Genomic DNA, 16,101 nt, shown 5'->3' on the forward strand with positions numbered 1-16,101 from the left:
CAAGTTTTTACCTCAAAGCTTTTTCCACTCATATAAATTCCAAGTAAAACCAAGCCCGTGATGTCCTAAAATATGAGGCTTTATGCCCTCAATCTCACTTTTAAAAGCTAAGGCAAAGTCCAAATACACCAAAAACAAAAAGGGAGGATCTTCTTGCAAAGCCTTGATAAATTTAGCATACTCAGCCTTTCTTTTAAGTTCATCAAGGCTAGTTCTTGCCTCTTGTAAGCTTTGATCGACTATTTTATTTTTATAATGTCCAAAATTCCAGCCCTCTTCATTATCCTGAGAGCTTTCAAAGACTCTAAAGGTGTGCAAATCAGGATCATTTGGGCTTCCCCAGCCCACTAAAAAGCTATCTATTTTAGTATAATCAAAGCTCCCACTTGGCTTTGCAATAGCCTTTAACTCAATGCCAAGCTTTGAAAAATCACTCTTTAACAAATTTACTAAAGCCACACGCAAAGAATCATTACTCATAGCATAGGCTTCAAAACTAAGCTCAAGCCCATCTTTTTCCAAAATGCCTCTTTGATTTTTCTTCCAGCCTGCCTTTTGTAAAATTTGCTCTGCTTTTTTTGGATCGTATTTAAAATCTATAAAGTCCTTTGAGCTTGCCCAGCTCTTTTCTAAGGGCTGATTTGCCTTGCTTCCAAGTAAATGAAGCAAGTTTTTAACAATGCTTTCTTTATTAACAGCGTAATTTAAGGCTCTTCTTACTTCAATTTGCTTTAAAACAGGGTGATTGAGATTATACATTAAGGCTCTATAATCTGCGCTTTTTTCTATCAAAAGCTTAAATCTTTTATCATTTTCAAAGCTTTTTACGCTCTCAAAGCCTATCAAACCAGCGTCAATTTCCCCACTTTTAAGCTGGGTGCTAACTAAATTCGCATCCTTTATAAATTTAAAAATGAGCTTTTTACTTTGCACCTTGCCTAAGTGGTAGTTTTCATTTGCTTCAAAGCTTATAAACTCTCCTTTTTTCCACTGCTTAAATTTAAAAGCTCCTGTTCCTATGGGATTTTGATTAAAACTTGCTGTGTTAAGATCCTTTCCTTGCAGTAAATGGCTTGGAACTATACCAAGACTTAGGACATTAAGCATTGCTACAAAGGGCTTTGAAAGGGTGATTTTAAGCTCATAATCATTGATGATCTCAACGCTTTTAATGTCTTTAAAATTGATCTTTGCAGCAGAGTTAAGCTTAGGATCTTTGAGTGCTTCAAGGCTAAATTTCACATCTTTTGCACTAAATTTAACCCCATCATGCCAAAAAACATCTTGCCTTAGCTTAAAAATGTATTCTAAGCCATTTTTACTAATGTGCCAAGAAAGGGCTAAATCAGGGGCGATTTTCATATTTTCATCAAAACGCGTTAGTCCTGAAAAAATTTGAGCCAAAGCCTCATCATGATCCTCGCTAAAAAGAGGATTTAAACGCAGAGGTTCATTTTCAACGCCGATGATCAAAGTATCCTTTGGGGTCTTTGCAAGGGCTAAATTTGCACTTAAAAGGCTTAAAATGAGAACTTGAAATAAGAATTTAGAAAAAAAAGACAAGCTATACTCCTTTTTGTCTTAAATTTTGTTTTAAGATTTTTATCAATTATAGGAGAAAAAAACTTTTTTTGTAAGCCTCTAGGGGGGATAAGAAAAATTACTTTTTGATCAAATTTTTAGCCCTTTGCCACAAATTTATGCCAAGTTGCTTTGCCTCGCTTAGATTAAAATCCTTGTATTTTTCAGAAACAACCTTTTCTAGATCTGTGATTTCTTTTTTAAAGACATTGATTTTATTTTGCGTGAGCTTGCTAAAATCATCGATTTTTGGATTTTTCTTAAGATCGTTTATGGCTAAGACAAGTTGTTCTCTGCTTTCACTAGCAAGCCTTTTTAGTTTCGCAAACAAAGTATCAAGCTCATTTTCAAGCATATCTTGAAGTATATCTTTAGCAGGATTTACCTGTTTTTGAACGCAGGTTTTTAAAAGCAAGATATATTCATCTTCTATACCCACAAGTTCCTTTTCTTTAAGACTTAAATCCTCTTCCAAAAGGCAGTAAGCAAAGCTTTTTTTAAACTTTTCTATCCCAAGTTCGATACCCTCTTGCACGCCCCTAACTACGCCCTTACAAAGTGCTTTTGAGTAGCTTAGATACTCATTAGCTAGCTCAAAAGCTGTATTCAGTATGATTTGTGAGCTTTTTAAAATTCTTTCTTTTTCAAAATTTCCCTCAAAAATAGCCCCATAAATCAAATGCTTAGAAATTTCGCTACTCATAAGCTCTATATCCTCGCCCTTTTCAAGCATAGTGATAAAGGCACTTTCAGCTGTTTCTTTTAAAATTCCAAGTGCTTCAACCTCATATAAAAAAGCCTCATTAATGCCATTTGTTACCTCATCTTTGAATTCTGATTTTTCAAGATTGTTCTTAAGCTCGTAGAAATTTTTACTGATTTTGTTTTTGATGAGATTTTTTTGCTGATCGATCTTGCTTTGAAGTAAGGATCTTTCTTCAAGGTATTGATAAAGCGTATTTTGATCGCTGTTAATTTTTGATTTGATGATTGCTTTGATCACCTTTGTAGCATTTTCTTGATTGAGCAAATCAAGCTTTTTTAAAACGCCTAAAAACTCTATCAAAAGTGCATTTACGGCTATGTTAGATGAGCTTTTGCTAATGAGATTATAAGTTAGATCTTCTATGATCAAACCAGCCTTTTCTTTGCAGTTTAAAAGTGTATTTTCAAATATAATCAAACTATTTTCCATGATTTTCCTTTCACAACACAAATTTAGCTTTTGCTTTTAATTTTTCAAAAATTTCAAGTCTATCTTTTTTGCTATCTACATAAACGCTAAGCAAGTAGCTTTGGTATTTGCCACTTGTGCTTGAGTTTGAATGCTTGTATTTAAATTCCCTTTGTCCTAAAATTTCTTCAAAGCTCTCGCCAGCTTTAATCCCGACATCAAAAATCACCTTATAATCCCAAAAAGTAGGGTAATTGATGATAGGCTCTTGCTTAAGATCGCATAAATTTACCACTTTTACCCCCTTCTTTGCTTTCAAGCACGATTTGGCTGATTTGCATACTTTTATCAATGGCTTTTACCATGTCATAAATCGTTAAAAGCCCCACGCTAACTCCTGTTAAAGCTTCCATTTCAACGCCTGTTTTGCCCTCGCATTTAACCAAAACTTCAAGCTTAAAACCGCACAGTTCCTGAAGCTCCACTATATCCGTTTCAACCTTAGAAATCATTAGCGGATGGCACATAGGGATCAGCTCGCTTGTTTTTTTAGCCCCCATGATCGCCGCTACAACAGCAGTTTGCAAAACAGGACCTTTTTTAGCGGTGTTTTCTTTGATAGCCTTGAAAGCTTCTTCATTCATCGTGATGATCCCACTTGCCTTTGCTATTCTTTGTGTGATATTTTTTTCGCTGACATCGACCATTTTTGGGCGATTTTTTTCATCTAAATGAGTTAAATTCAAAATGTTTTCCTTATAAAAATTTAAAAAATTATAGCAAAATGAATAAAATTTAAGCTAAAATTATCAAGATAAACTTTAAATTTAAGGTAAAATAATGAACTACGAAGATGATGATTTCTCAAATTTAGACGATGAGGATATTTTAAGCTATGATGATGAAGAAGAGCAAGAATATGCTAGGGGAGAAAAGAGAAATTATAACTACGATGATGATGATTACAGCTTCGATGATGACTTCGAAGATGACAGCTATGAAATGGACTAATTTTATACTAAATTAAGTTTTATAAAGTTATAATCAAGCTTTCACAAAATTTACAAAGGAGGGCTTGATTTATGAAAGCTACAAAACAACTTAGCAGGAAAGAAGTAAAAATTCTAGGGCTTTCATCTTTGGGTGGAACTTTGGAATTTTATGATTTTATCATTTTTGTTTTCTTTGCGGGTATCATTTCTCAGCATTTTTTTCCAGCTGAACTTAGTGATACTTGGAAACTCATCAACACTTATGGAATCTTTGCCGCAGGATACTTAGCGCGTCCTTTGGGTGGCATTGTTATGGCACATTTTGGGGATAAATTTGGGCGTAAAAATATGTTCATGCTAAGCATTTTACTTATGGTTATCCCAACCTTTGCCTTAGCTATCGTGCCAACTTATGAAGTCATAGGCTTTGTAGCACCGATTTTTTTGATTTTGGTTAGAATTTGTCAGGGCATTGCTGTTGGTGGAGAATTGCCCGGAGCTTGGGTTTTTGTGCATGAACACGCTCCACAAGGGCAAAAAAACACTTATCTTGGCTTTTTAACAGCCTCTGTTACGGCTGGAATTTTGCTTGGCTCTCTTGTGTATTTGCTCACTTACAGCCTTTTTGATAGCAAAGAAGTGCAAGAATGGGCTTGGCGTGTGCCTTTTGCTTTGGGTGGGGTTTTTGGTATTATTTCTGTTTATTTGCGTCGTTTCCTTGAGGAAACTCCTGTTTTTCAGCAAATGAAAAATGATGATTCTTTAGTTAAATTTCCACTTAAAGAAGTGCTTAAATACTCTAAATTTGGCGTTGTTATCTCTATGCTCATCACTTGGGTTTTAACTTGTTGTATTTTGATTTTTATACTTTTAATGCCAAATTTCGTAAGCTCAATGCCTGAATTTGCTTTCACGCCTTTTGAAAAAACTTATTTTCAAATTTTAGGGCTTGTAGCCATAGTAAGCTCTATCATTTTAAGCGGCGTGCTTGCTGATAAATTGCCTCCGCATAAGGTTTGCATAGCCTTTGCTCTTGGCTTTGCTTTTTTTAGCTTTTTGTTTTTTATGGAACTTTATGCTGAAAGTAAAAGCATTGTAAGCGTCATCGCCTTATACTTTTTAACCTGCTTTTGTGCTGGGATCATGAATTTTTGCCCTGTTTTTATGAGCGATGTTTTTGAGCCTCGTGTGAGATTTAGCGGAATTTCTTTTGCTTATAATATCGCTTATGCTATAGCAGGTGGCTTTACTCCACAGCTTGCAAGCTATTTTCATACCTATGCTTTGAAAAATCCTCAAAGCCTCATAGGAACTTATGGGCTTAGTGCTTATGTGCTTTTAGTCGCACTTGTAGCCTTGATCTCCGCTTTTTTAATGGCTTCAAGATATAAACAAAAAGCTCAGTAATATCCCACACACAAGCTTGAAGTGAGTTTTATCCTCTTTTCAAGCGGTGTGGGGCTAAAAAAATGACATTTTTCGATATAAATGTATTTATCATAGCTTAAATTTAAAAGATCGTAAAATGCCTTTAAATTGACAAATTTTATCCCACAAATTTCTTTTAGCTCGAGCAAATGATAAATTTGCGAGTTATTTTTTTCTACCAGATGAGAAGGTGCAAGCGTGGTAAAAGAACAAAAAGCGCTCGCAAGCGTAAAGCCATTTAAATCATCGCAAGAACTTAAAGCTTGGTAGTGTTTTGGCAATATACAAGATTTATGTAAAAAAATGGTTCTTGTGCCTTGATACCTAGCTACATACGCATTTTTCCAAAATTTATAAGCATTTTTTGAAATATTTGCAAATTTATGAAACTGAGCATTTAAAACATAATCATTCAAAAAAGCATTTGGCGGTAAAACAATGCTAGTCATAAAAACTAGATTTCAAGTGCTTGCTTGAGATTATTCCTTGCAAAATCAGGTAATTTAGATGTGAAATTATCAATATTAAAATCCACGCCCTGAGTCTTTGCCTCTTTGATAAGATTTAAAGCTACATTAATTTTAAATACTGAACCACCATCATAAGGCGAAAAGATATGATTTGTAATCGCTAGAGCATAGGCGCTTTTTTTGATTTTATTTTCAGCCGCATGCGGAGTATTAATAAAACAAATCGTTTCAATCAAACTTTCATCAAAGCCCCAGCGATAAAATAAAAATCCAAGAAAAGAAATATGATCAACACCTAAAAAATCATTCTCTACCATATCTATATTTTGAAAATTATGCTCCTTTAAGGCACGCAAAAAATCTTTATCTTTCTTATTTTCAATCAAGAAATTTGAGAAAATAATCATACCAAATCTCAAAAGCATAGCACAAGGGATAAGAAAATATGAAAGTTGTTTATCTTCATGAGAAAGCCAATCAGAGACAAATTGCACTTCGGCACTACAATTACTCAAAAATTTATCTGTATTTAAACCATAAGCTGAAACATCAGCTTTCTCTCCCTTCAAAGAATCAGCTACGATCATATTTTTAACATTGACAGCACCAAGCAAATTTACAGCTTGCTGTATAGTAGTGATTTGACGAGAAAAGCTATAAAATGGCGAATTCGCAAGTTGCAAAAGTTTAGCCGTTACAATAGGATCGCCCTGAATAATCTCTGCAACTTTATTGATCTGAAGATGAGAACCCTCCTGTTCTACATAAAGTTTTAAATCTCTCACGGTCTTAGGTAGAGGAGGAAGCTTTTGCACCTGCTCTAGCAAGAGTTCATTCATATCTTGAGCTTGTTCCATATCTGTCCTTCTTTCATATCAACACAAGAAAAATATATAATTTTTAAAATGTTATAATTATAACTCATTTTTGTTTCCTTGTAGTTTAAATTTTTAAAAAAATCATCTTTTATAAAATATTCCTTAAAAAATTTAAAGAATAAACAAAAACATCGTCATAATTTTTTATGCAAAAATATGTGAAGATTCAAGCAGGTAAAAAACCTGCTTGAATATTAGGAATGAGAATGTCCACCAGCTCCGTGAGCCTTGCCGTGTCCATGAGGTTTATGCGGATTGTTGCCCTTTACATGCTCAAGTTCGCCATTTGCATGAATTTTATAAGCTTGCCCAAAGCCCTTAACAAAGCTTCCTTCCTTATAATTTAACTTCACAAGATGAAAATCAAGCATATTTCTGATCATCTTAATCCCGCCATCAGAATCATTTTGTCTTTCAAATTCATCATAAATGGCATCAAATTCAGCTCCTCTAGGTAAAAATTCGGCTTCAACGCGATATCTTATCCTTTTTCTTAGGATCATCGACGCTGCTTTTTCCTCATCTTCAACAAACAATACTTCTATGTTTTTTGGATTTTCTTTGATACTCTTGTAGTGATCGGCAACCTCGCTGATATAGATATAATCTCCTTTTTGAGTTTGTACCAAAGGAGCATAAGTGCATTCTACACCATTTGCACCCTGAGTTGCTAAACAAACTGAACCAAAGCCAGCTTTAAATTTATCAAGTTCGGCTTGAATTTTATCAAGTGTTTTTTTAACGCTAGAGCAAAGTTCTATGATAGCATCTTTTAAAGTTTCTTCATTTGCCTTTTTTGGAAAAGGAATACGCAAATCTTTTCCCCCATTATAAACAATATCAAGACCTTCAAAATCAACACCTTTCAACTCTACCTCACTAACCTCATCAACCGATGCATACTTTTTACATAAATCCACTAAATTTTCTTTATGATGTCCGTTCATATGAGAAATAATACTTTCAAAACTCATCTTTAAAACTCCTTTTTTGGTTTTATGAAAATTAAATTACAGATGATAACGAACATTGCTTTAATAAGAGCTTAAAATATATAAAATATAAATTGTAATTCTCAATATTTAAATTTAAAGAAAATTTTAAACAAAAAAAGTATAGAATTCATAAAACTTTAAAATAACATAAAATTTCACAAAAACACTATAAATGGACAAAAGGACAAAATGCTTTTAAATCGTATATTTTTAACCTATGCCTTAATACTATTTGCTTATATAACCCTTTTTTTCATCTCTTTAATGATAGGAGAAGTAAATTTAAATCTCATAGATATTTTTACAGCACTCTTTACAAATGAAGATGAGACTTTATCTCTTATCGTTAATGAATCGCGCCTACCAAGAATCATCATGGCTATACTCATAGGAATGCTTCTAGCAAGCTCAGGAAGCGTAACGCAAACCGTTTTTGCAAACCCCATAGCCGATCCTTATATCATCGGCATAGCTTCAGCTGCAACCTTTGGAGCTGTTGTGGCGTATATGTTTAAAATTCCTGATTATTATTTTGGAATTTTTGGCTTTGTTTGTTGTTGTGTTTTTTCTTTGGGAATTTTTAAAATTTCAAAAAGAGCGTCTATTGCTACCTTGCTCATCATAGGCATTGCTGTATCTTCTTTTTTAGGAGCAATCACTTCTTTATGTATTTATTTTATAGGAGAAGATTCTTTTAGGATAGTAACTTGGCTTATGGGATATCTTGGGCTTGCGAGCTGGGATAAGGTTTTGATCATAAGTTTGCCTTTGATTTTTTGTTTGTTGTATTTTTATTTTCATAAAAATGAGCTTAATATCATTTTAAGTGGCGATGAAGAAGCAAGAAATTTAGGCGTTGATGCTGAAAAGCTCAAGATAAATTTGCTCATCGTCTCTTCTTTTGCGGTTGCTTTTGCGGTTGCTTTTAGTGGGCTTATAGGCTTTGTGGGACTTGTTATCCCTCATATTATCCGCTTAATGCTTAGAAATTACAACAATGCCATCGTTTTACCACTTTGCACCCTACTTGGTGGGCTTTTTTTGCTGCTTTGTGATACCTTGGCAAGAACGATTATAGCTCCTGTTGAACTGCCTATTGGAATTTTAACAGCCTTTTTTGGTGCGCCTGTATTTTTATACCTTGCTCTGAAAGTAAGGAGGTTTTTATGAGTGCTGAGTTAAATTTACGCATTCATGATCTTTGCTTTGATTATGGTCATGTTTGTATGCTAAAAAATATCAATTTAGAAGTTTTTAGTGGGGATTTTTTGGGTATTTTAGGACCAAATGGTTCTGGAAAAAGCACCCTAGTAAAAAATATACTTGGGATCTTACATGCAAAAAGTGGAGAAATAGAAATTTTTGGTAAAAATCTCAAATCATACTCTATCAAAGAACTTTCCAAAATCATAGGCTTTGTTCCACAAAAATCAGCCCTTTTTGTGCCTCTTTTAGTCGTTGATGTCTTGCTTATGGGAAGATACTCACAGCTAAAGCATTCTTATTCTAGCTATGATGAAAAGGATTTACAAGAAGTTGAAGCTCTTGCAAAAAAGCTTAATATACAAAATTTTCTTCAAAGAAATATACTTTCTTTAAGTGGGGGAGAATTTCAAAGGGTACTTCTTGCAAGAGCCTTGCTTAAAAAACCTAAAATTTTACTTCTTGATGAGCCAACAAGTGCTTTGGATTTAAACTATGCCTTGGAACTTTTAAGCGAATGTGAGAATTTGCTGAAAGAACAAAATATCAGCGTGGTCGCTATCTTACATGATTTAAATTTAGCAAGTCTTTTTTGCAACAAAATCATCTTTTTAAAAGACGGAGAACTTCGCTATCAAGGTAATGTTCAAGAACTTTTCAAAAAAGAAATTTTAAAAGAAATTTATGATTTAAATTGTGAAGTTTTATATCATGATAACAGACCTTATATCTTAACTTTAAAGGAAAAATAATGAAAAAGATTGTTATATTTTTCTGCCTTGCTTTTACTCTTTTATGGGCAAAGCAAGAACGCTTAGTTGTGCTTGATCCAGCGAGTATAGAAATTATTTATATGCTAGGTGCTGAAGAAAGTATCAAGGGTATTGCGACCTTGCAACAATCAAATATCTATCCTGAGGAAAAAACTAAAACACTCGAAAGTGTAGGAACTTTCTCAAATCCTTCTATAGAAAAAATAGTCGCTCTAAAGCCAAGCTTAGTGATTTTAAGTTCTTATTCTTTAAAGATAGAACAAAATTTAAAACAACTTGGACTAAAAACCATTTATCTTGAAGCAAAAAGATTTGATGATATGTATAAAAATATACAAACCCTAGCCAAACTCCTAGATAAACAAAAAGAAGGAGAGGCTCTCATTGCAAAAACTAAAGAGGAATTAAAAGGCCTCAGCCAAAATCCTATCAACAAAAGTGGGATTTTTCTTTTCTCAAGTAATCCCCTCATGGCTTTTTCAAGTAATTCTTTAATCGCTGATATTTTACAAATCATCGGCATTAAAAACCTCACGCCACAAAGTCAAATACAAAGACCTATCATATCAAGTGAATACATTTTGACCCAAAACCCTGATATGCTGATCTTAGGGATTCAAGCTACAGACATTGACGAACTTACAAGGCGAAATCCTTTGCTTAAATCCACAAAAGCTTATAAAAATAAGCGAATTTATGTGTATCCAAAAACGCATACCCTACTTCGTCTTAGTCCAAATATCATCGATCAGATCAAAAATTTAAAAACCGCCTTAGAAAAATAAAGTAAAGCCTAAAGGGCTTTACTATCTTAAGACTTTAAATTTAATAATAAATATTATATTATAAACTTGAATTAATTTTATTTATACTACAATAAGATTTTTTATTTTCAAGGAGCTAATTTGTTTAAATCCTTTTTTATGTCGGCTAAATGGGCTTTATGGGCTTATTTGGGGCTAGCTTTGTTGCTTGCTTTTTTGTATTTGCAAACCAGCTTAAATGTAGCCATAAATGAATGGTATAAAGACTTTTATGATGTGCTTCAAAAGCCAAAAATAGAACAAAAGCTTGAGGGCAATGCCCAAGAAGAACTTAACACAAGTAAGAATTTAGAACAGATCCAAAAGCAAGAAGAACTCGCTGCAAGCAAGCTTGAAAACTCAAATTTCTTAAACAAATCCTCGCTCATTTTTTATCAATATCTTATCCGTGAATTTTTCGATAAATCAAGCATTAGCGGACAGGATTCTTATAGTATCGATGATTTTTATTTACTTGTGGGCGTTTTTTTATGTATAGCCTTGCCTTATGTTTTAATAGCAACTATAAATATTTATTTTGCAAGTCTTTATGCTTTAAAATGGCGTGAAGCTATGACCTTTGAATACCTTAAATTTTGGAAAAATAAAGATGACAACATAGAAGGAAGCTCGCAAAGAATTCAAGAAGATATTTATAATTTTTCTAAGATAGTAGAAAGTCTTGGGCTTGCCTTTGTGCGTGCTTTGATGACGCTAATCGCATTTATCCCTATACTTTGGGCATTGAGCGAGCCTATATCTAAGGCTTTGTTTGTAAATTTAAGCGATGAAAGTGCTTTTAGCTTTCTTAAGTCTATCGATGGGCTTTTGGTTTATGTGGCTTTGTTTATTTCTCTTGGAGGGCTTTGCATTTCTTGGATCGTGGGCATAAAACTGCCCGGACTTGAGTATAACAACCAAAAAGCTGAAGCTGCTTTTAGAAAAGAACTTGTTTTTGCTGAAGATGATCGTAAAAAATACGCCAGCGAACCTACCATGATAGAGCTTTTCACAGGGCTTAAATTTAACTACAAAAGACTTTTTTTGCATTATGGGTATTTTAATATTTGGCTTATTTTATTTGAGCAAATGATTGTTATCGTTCCGCTTCTTATCGTTGCTCCTTCGCTTTTTGGAGGGGTAATCACGCTTGGTATTGTTATGCAAATGAATAATGCTTTTGATCAGGTTCGAAGCTCTTTTTCTGTTTTTATCACAAATTGGACAAAAATCACAGAACTTAGAAGTATCCACAAGCGTTTAAGTGAATTTGAGATCAATATAGCCTATAAAAAATCCAAAAAGCTCAAACGCCAAGGCTAAATTTTTGCTATAATTTCCTTTAAAAAAGGAAATTATGAAAGTTTTACAATTTTTCTATGATCACACACAGCAATTTAAAACAAGCTATGAAAGAAAGTTGAGCTTAGAAAGAAAAAATACCCTCATCAAAGGAGCAAAGGCTTGCGGCAAAAAAGCCTTTCTTTGCAACTTCTTAAGTTCTTTTGAAGCAAAAGAAATTTTGTTTTTAGACTTTGAGGATTTACGCTTTGAAGTGCTAAGTTTAAAGCATTTACAAGCTTTTTTAGAACAAAATCTACAAATCAAAATTCTTGTTTTCGAGCATGTGGGTAGGGATTTTTGTTTTGATTTTTCTAAGTTAAAAAATATATGTGTTTTTGTTACAAGTGAATTTAAGGATTTTAAACTTAAGGGCTTTGATGAATTAGAACTTGATTTTTTAGACTTTGAAGAGTTTATCAGCTCTTTAAAAACTCAAAATTTTCACTCTTTGCTGAGCTTATTTTTGCAAAATGGGCGTAGTGTTGGCGTAAATGATGATTTTTTAAAAGCACATTTTAGTTCTTTAGAGCTTGAAATTTTAAAATTTATTGCCTTAAATTTAGGACTTGAATTTAGCGTGAATGAGTTGTATCAAAACCTCAAACAAAGGCTTAAAATTTCTAAAGATAGTCTTTATAAAAGTGTAGAAAATTTGCACAATAGATATATTTTACACTTTGTCAAACATAATGAAAAAAATCTTAAAAAAGTCTATTTTACTGACTTTGCCATGAAAAATCTTTTAAGCATTAAAAAGGATTTTAAGCAACTTTTTGAAAATCTTGTTTTAAGTGAGCTTTTTAAATTTAAAGAAGAACTTTTTTACGATAAAAACTTTGATTTTATACTTCATTCAAAAAAGTTAGGCTTCATTTGCACGCCTTTTTTGGATACTGAACTCATTAAAATAAGGGCTAAAAAAATTCTTTCAAAAGCCTTACAAATGCAAATTTTTCATATCATTTTCATCACTCTTTCAAATGAGGAAATTTTTTATGAACAAGGCGTGAAATTTGAACTTATTTCTTTTGAAAAATGGGCTTTGGGTTTTTAAAATCAAATTTTCAAAAACCCATAAGATGCATTAAAACTTCTTACTTTGCACATCAGCAAGTATATCCTTAGCGCTTTTTTCAACACTCGTGCTGATCAAAGAAGCCTTATCAGCTATTTGTTTATTTTCGCTTGTAAGATCCTTAATATGTGTTATAGAATCATTGATTTGCTCTATACCTACGCTTTGTTCTTTGATAGAATCAGACATATCATTTATAGACTGATTAAGTAAGCTTGTGCTTGTTGAAATTTCACTTAAAGAACTTTGTGTTCTTTCAGCAAGTTTTCTAACCTCATCAGCAACAACGGCAAAGCCTCGTCCATGTTCTCCAGCCCTTGCAGCTTCAATGGCAGCATTAAGAGCAAGTAAGTTGATTTGATCAGCTATATCGCCTATGATACCTGTAACATTTTTGATCTCATCGCTTTGTTTGATCACCCCATCACTTTTATCTGAAATACTTTGCATGGAAAGTGAAATTTGCTCAACTGAAGCTTGGGCTTGATAAAGTAAAGAATTCGTTGAATTTACTCCTTGCATAAGTTTATCAACCATGACATGAAGTTCACTCGAGCTTTCTTCTAACTTGGTACTAAAATCAAGAGATGTTTTCAACATAGAACCCACCTCGCTACCTAGATGATTTATCCCGTTTAGCAAAACCTTAGCATCTTTTACATAATCATCTTCTTGTGTTATCCTTGCTGTAAAATCATTAGCCGAGTATGATTTTAAAATCTTTCCTATATTTCCTAATAAAAGATTCCAAACACGCAAAGCTTCATTGAGTAAATCAATAGATCTTTGAAGCTCTGGATTATCTGATTTTATTTGAACTTGACCTGACATATCGCCCTTTTTCATTTCAAAAACAACCTTTTCAAGAGCAAGAACAGCACTATGATCCATGTCTTGTCCCCTTTGTATACTCACGATATTTTCATTTATAGTCAAAGCCATTAATCCAAGCTCATCTTTTGAGTTGATTTGTATAGCCTTAGCACTTTTATTTTCACGCCTCAAATAAGCAAAAAAGCTTAACAAACCTTCTTGAAGCTTAGCAATGTCATTTTGAAATTTCCTAGCTATAACAAGGGCTAAAATAGCTCCAAGTATAAGCAATATAACCAAGGCATAAAGGTTAAATTTAATGTTTTGATTTAAAAACTCATAAAATATATCTTCTGGAATTTCTCCAGCCAAATACCAATGTAAATTTGGTAAATACTCGTTGACCAAGATACGCTTTTGCCCCTCAGCATTTTCAAAATGAAGCACCACATTATCCTGCGGATCTAAAATACGCTCAACAGTGCTTGCTGGATATCCTAAATTTTTAAGATTTTTCCCCACCATAGAATAATCAGTATGAGCCCTAATCTCTCCGCTTGAATCAGTAAGCATAATATTTCCATTTTCTCCAAATTTTTGCCTACTCATAAAATCAATAAATCCTTGCATATCAGCAACAACTCCGGTTATAGCTATGACTTTGCCATTTTTATCAAAAATTTTATAATTTACAAAAAGTGATATTTTTCCTGAGTCTCTTTGTGTATCTACATTTAAGGCATAATCATCTTGAGTTTTTATGAAATCAAGCACCCAGCCATCTTTTCCTCCCTCAGAAATATCAGCCTTATTTTTCGCATTTGATGAATAATAATGCTGGCTTTCAAGAGTGATCAAAAAAGTATCTAAAACATTAAATTCTTCAACAATGGCTCTTTGATTTTCAAAAAAATCAGGCAAAAAATCCTCATTTTCTCCACCTTCGATCCAAGCTTTGATAAAATGGTTATTTGCCATGGCTTGTGCGATGTAGATATTAGGGCGAAGTTGAAGTTTAATCTGACTTGAAATGATCTCAAGCATTTGAGGTAAGGTCTTTTTACTGAGTTCTTCTTTTGTAAATTCCTTGGTATTAAAATAATTCAAATACACAAGCACACTTGCAACCAAAAGTATAGCCAAAGAAATAGCAAACATAAGCTTTGTTTTAAATGAATGCAAGGTATCAACCTTAAAATGAGCTTTGGAAACCATATTTATCCTCCTTGAAATGTTAAAAAATATAACTATTCTTACAAAGTAATCAAGAATACTTCTCAATACAATATTATGTTTTAAATAGTATATTCTTAGTATTATAAAATACAAATTCGGAATTTTTTCTTAAAATTTACCCCCCCCCCCCCCCCCGTAATTTTTAAATTTTGTTACATTTTTTTACATAAAAATTTAATTTTTGAGAAGTAAATACTCAAAATTAAGCATATTCAAGGATAAAAACATTTTGTATAAAAATAAAAAGAAATTTAAAGAAGAAGTAAAATACACTAATAAATTTTAATATATCTTATCAAAAAGTTTATTCTAAAACCACGCCCTCATTGATCACAACTTCGCCGATGATGAAGGCGTCTGAGTTTTCAAGAACCTTTGAAATATTTTCAGCACTAACCACAAGCACAAGACCAACGCCCATGTTAAAGCTTCTATACATTTCACTTTCCTCAACGCATTCGCCGATTTGATAGAAAATTTCAGGAGTTTTTAAATGGTGTTTTCTAATCACCGCACCCATTCCTTTTGGAAAAATACGAGGCAAATTCTCCACCAAGCCACCGCCTGTGATATGTGCAAGAGCATTGATGAAAGGTTTTAGCTTCAAAAAGTCTTTGACATAAATTCTTGTAGGCTCTAGCAAGATATCAATGAGGCTTTTACCCTGTATCTTGTCATCAAATTTCATTTTTAAAGTCTCAAAAAGCACCTTTCTAGCTAAAGAATAGCCATTTGAGTGAAGCCCAGAGCTTGGCAAGCCCAAAAGCAAATCTCCATTTTTTACAAATTTACTTCTATCAATCTCATCTTCCTCAGCCATGCCAACAGCAAAGCCTGCTAGATCAAAGTCATCTTTGTTATACATTCCGGGCATTTCGGCTGTCTCGCCTCCTATCAAAGCACATTTTGCTTCCTTACAACCTTGTGCTATACTTGAAACAACAGCCCTTGCAACCTCTACATCAAGCTTAGCCGTAGCGTAATAATCCAAGAAAAACAAAGGTGTAGCAAAGTTGCAAATCAGATCATTCACGCACATAGCAACAAGATCTTGCCCTATGGTGTCATATCTTTTTGCATCAATAGCTAAACGAAGCTTAGTGCCAACCCCGTCTGTTGCTCCCAAAATCACAGGCTTTTTAAAGCCAGCAGGCAAGCGAAAAGCCCCAGAAAAAGAGCCTATACCACCGATGACATTTTCATTAAAAGTTTCTTTAACCTTTGGTTTAATAGCTTCAACAAAAGCATTTCCATTATCTATACTCACACCAGCATCTTCGTATGAAATTTTCATTTATTTTTCCTTAAATTTAAAAGGGTATTTTAGCTAAAAAAG

Annotated in this window: 16 protein-coding genes and 1 pseudogene; 7 read left to right on the plus strand and 10 right to left on the minus strand. The window is 33.3% G+C overall.

What is annotated here, in order from left to right; all coding sequences use genetic code 11:
• Positions 1–12 precede the first annotated feature (12 nt).
• The 4 genes from DMB92_RS04795 to moaC all read right to left on the minus strand — a co-directional run bounded on the left by DMB92_RS04795 (position 13) and on the right by moaC (position 3,501).
• Entirely contained in the window at positions 13–1,563 is a 1,551-nt protein-coding gene (locus DMB92_RS04795; protein ID WP_142681919.1) for an ABC transporter substrate-binding protein, read from the minus strand.
• Between the two features lie 97 nt (positions 1,564–1,660).
• Positions 1,661–2,776 (minus strand): hypothetical protein, encoded by a 1,116-nt coding sequence (locus DMB92_RS04800; protein ID WP_142681920.1) that lies wholly within the window; start codon positions 2,774–2,776, stop codon positions 1,661–1,663.
• Positions 2,777–2,786: 10 nt separating this feature from the next.
• Entirely contained in the window at positions 2,787–3,050 is a 264-nt protein-coding gene (locus tag DMB92_RS04805) for a DUF493 domain-containing protein (protein ID WP_142681921.1), read from the minus strand.
• The gene (moaC, locus tag DMB92_RS04810; protein WP_142681922.1) at positions 3,028–3,501 is read right to left on the minus strand and encodes a cyclic pyranopterin monophosphate synthase MoaC; all 474 of its coding nucleotides are present in this window, start codon (positions 3,499–3,501) and stop codon (positions 3,028–3,030) included. The genes DMB92_RS04805 and moaC overlap by 23 nt, the downstream gene beginning before the upstream one ends.
• A 94-nt stretch (positions 3,502–3,595) precedes the next feature.
• Here moaC and DMB92_RS04815 point away from each other — a divergent pair, with 94 nt between their 5' ends.
• The gene (locus DMB92_RS04815; protein ID WP_142681923.1) at positions 3,596–3,766 is read left to right on the plus strand and encodes a highly acidic protein; all 171 of its coding nucleotides are present in this window, start codon (positions 3,596–3,598) and stop codon (positions 3,764–3,766) included.
• Between the two features lie 71 nt (positions 3,767–3,837).
• Complete coding sequence (locus DMB92_RS04820) at positions 3,838–5,154, plus strand: MFS transporter (RefSeq protein ID WP_142681924.1); 1,317 nt, start codon at positions 3,838–3,840, stop codon at positions 5,152–5,154.
• Here the strand turns inward: DMB92_RS04820 and DMB92_RS04825 are convergent.
• The 3 genes from DMB92_RS04825 to DMB92_RS04835 form a co-directional block, all read right to left on the minus strand.
• A complete protein-coding gene (locus tag DMB92_RS04825) occupies positions 5,148–5,624 on the minus strand; it encodes a cysteine permease (RefSeq protein ID WP_142681925.1) in 477 nt (158 codons plus the stop codon). The two genes, DMB92_RS04820 and DMB92_RS04825, sit on opposite strands and share 7 nt — an antisense overlap.
• Before the next feature lie 5 nt (positions 5,625–5,629).
• Positions 5,630–6,502, minus strand: a complete 873-nt coding sequence (locus tag DMB92_RS04830) for an HDOD domain-containing protein (RefSeq protein WP_142681926.1) — start codon at positions 6,500–6,502, stop codon at positions 5,630–5,632.
• A 215-nt stretch (positions 6,503–6,717) separates the two neighbouring features.
• A complete protein-coding gene (locus tag DMB92_RS04835; RefSeq protein ID WP_142681927.1) occupies positions 6,718–7,497 on the minus strand; it encodes a HugZ family heme oxygenase in 780 nt (259 codons plus the stop codon).
• Between the two features lie 210 nt (positions 7,498–7,707).
• On the opposite strand from DMB92_RS04835, the gene DMB92_RS04840 reads away from it, so the two are divergent.
• From DMB92_RS04840 to DMB92_RS04860, 5 genes are all read left to right on the plus strand, one after another.
• A complete protein-coding gene (locus DMB92_RS04840) occupies positions 7,708–8,688 on the plus strand; it encodes a FecCD family ABC transporter permease (protein ID WP_142681928.1) in 981 nt (326 codons plus the stop codon).
• Complete coding sequence (locus tag DMB92_RS04845) at positions 8,685–9,473, plus strand: ABC transporter ATP-binding protein (protein WP_142681929.1); 789 nt, start codon at positions 8,685–8,687, stop codon at positions 9,471–9,473. Before DMB92_RS04840 ends, DMB92_RS04845 begins: the two co-directional genes overlap by 4 nt.
• Entirely contained in the window at positions 9,473–10,279 is an 807-nt protein-coding gene (locus DMB92_RS04850; RefSeq protein WP_142681930.1) for an ABC transporter substrate-binding protein, read from the plus strand. Before DMB92_RS04845 ends, DMB92_RS04850 begins: the two co-directional genes overlap by 1 nt.
• A 138-nt stretch (positions 10,280–10,417) precedes the next feature.
• On the plus strand, positions 10,418–11,620 hold the full coding sequence (locus DMB92_RS04855; protein ID WP_409513393.1) for a putative transporter: 1,203 nt from the start codon (positions 10,418–10,420) through the stop codon (positions 11,618–11,620).
• Positions 11,621–11,654: 34 nt separating this feature from the next.
• Positions 11,655–12,695 (plus strand): ATP-binding protein, encoded by a 1,041-nt coding sequence (locus DMB92_RS04860; RefSeq protein ID WP_142681932.1) that lies wholly within the window; start codon positions 11,655–11,657, stop codon positions 12,693–12,695.
• Positions 12,696–12,725: 30 nt separating this feature from the next.
• Here DMB92_RS04860 and DMB92_RS09535 read toward each other — a convergent pair whose 3' ends face one another.
• The 3 genes and pseudogenes from DMB92_RS09535 to purM form a co-directional block, all read right to left on the minus strand.
• Positions 12,726–13,658, minus strand: coding sequence for a methyl-accepting chemotaxis protein (locus tag DMB92_RS09535; RefSeq protein WP_409513394.1), 933 nt, complete (start codon positions 13,656–13,658; stop codon positions 12,726–12,728).
• 210 nt (positions 13,659–13,868) lie between these two features.
• Positions 13,869–14,744: pseudogene (locus DMB92_RS09540) on the minus strand (cache domain-containing protein); the annotation flags it as partial.
• A 325-nt stretch (positions 14,745–15,069) separates the two neighbouring features.
• Positions 15,070–16,059: a phosphoribosylformylglycinamidine cyclo-ligase gene (gene purM, locus DMB92_RS04870; RefSeq protein WP_142681934.1), complete on the minus strand. Its 990-nt coding sequence runs from the start codon at positions 16,057–16,059 to the stop codon at positions 15,070–15,072.
• Between the last annotated feature and the right edge of the window lie 42 nt (positions 16,060–16,101).

The organism is Campylobacter sp. MIT 99-7217 (assembly GCF_006864365.1).
GTDB lineage: Bacteria > Campylobacterota > Campylobacteria > Campylobacterales > Campylobacteraceae > Campylobacter_D.

What these genes read in the sequence shown, in the direction of transcription:
- DMB92_RS04815 (WP_142681923.1), top strand. Translation starts at nt 3,596, where the DNA reads ATGAACTACGAAGATGATGATTTCTCAAATTTAGACGATGAGGATATT.
- DMB92_RS04850 (WP_142681930.1), top strand. Translation starts at nt 9,473, where the DNA reads ATGAAAAAGATTGTTATATTTTTCTGCCTTGCTTTTACTCTTTTATGG.
- DMB92_RS09535 (WP_409513394.1), bottom strand. Translation starts at nt 13,658, where the DNA reads ATGGCTTTGACTATAAATGAAAATATCGTGAGTATACAAAGGGGACAA.
- DMB92_RS04825 (WP_142681925.1), bottom strand. Translation starts at nt 5,624, where the DNA reads ATGACTAGCATTGTTTTACCGCCAAATGCTTTTTTGAATGATTATGTT.
- purM (WP_142681934.1), bottom strand. Translation starts at nt 16,059, where the DNA reads ATGAAAATTTCATACGAAGATGCTGGTGTGAGTATAGATAATGGAAAT.
- DMB92_RS04800 (WP_142681920.1), bottom strand. Translation starts at nt 2,776, where the DNA reads ATGGAAAATAGTTTGATTATATTTGAAAATACACTTTTAAACTGCAAA.
- DMB92_RS04855 (WP_409513393.1), top strand. Translation starts at nt 10,418, where the DNA reads ATGTCGGCTAAATGGGCTTTATGGGCTTATTTGGGGCTAGCTTTGTTG.
- DMB92_RS04845 (WP_142681929.1), top strand. Translation starts at nt 8,685, where the DNA reads ATGAGTGCTGAGTTAAATTTACGCATTCATGATCTTTGCTTTGATTAT.
- DMB92_RS04840 (WP_142681928.1), top strand. Translation starts at nt 7,708, where the DNA reads ATGCTTTTAAATCGTATATTTTTAACCTATGCCTTAATACTATTTGCT.
- DMB92_RS04835 (WP_142681927.1), bottom strand. Translation starts at nt 7,497, where the DNA reads ATGAGTTTTGAAAGTATTATTTCTCATATGAACGGACATCATAAAGAA.
- DMB92_RS04860 (WP_142681932.1), top strand. Translation starts at nt 11,655, where the DNA reads ATGAAAGTTTTACAATTTTTCTATGATCACACACAGCAATTTAAAACA.
- DMB92_RS04830 (WP_142681926.1), bottom strand. Translation starts at nt 6,502, where the DNA reads ATGGAACAAGCTCAAGATATGAATGAACTCTTGCTAGAGCAGGTGCAA.
- DMB92_RS04820 (WP_142681924.1), top strand. Translation starts at nt 3,838, where the DNA reads ATGAAAGCTACAAAACAACTTAGCAGGAAAGAAGTAAAAATTCTAGGG.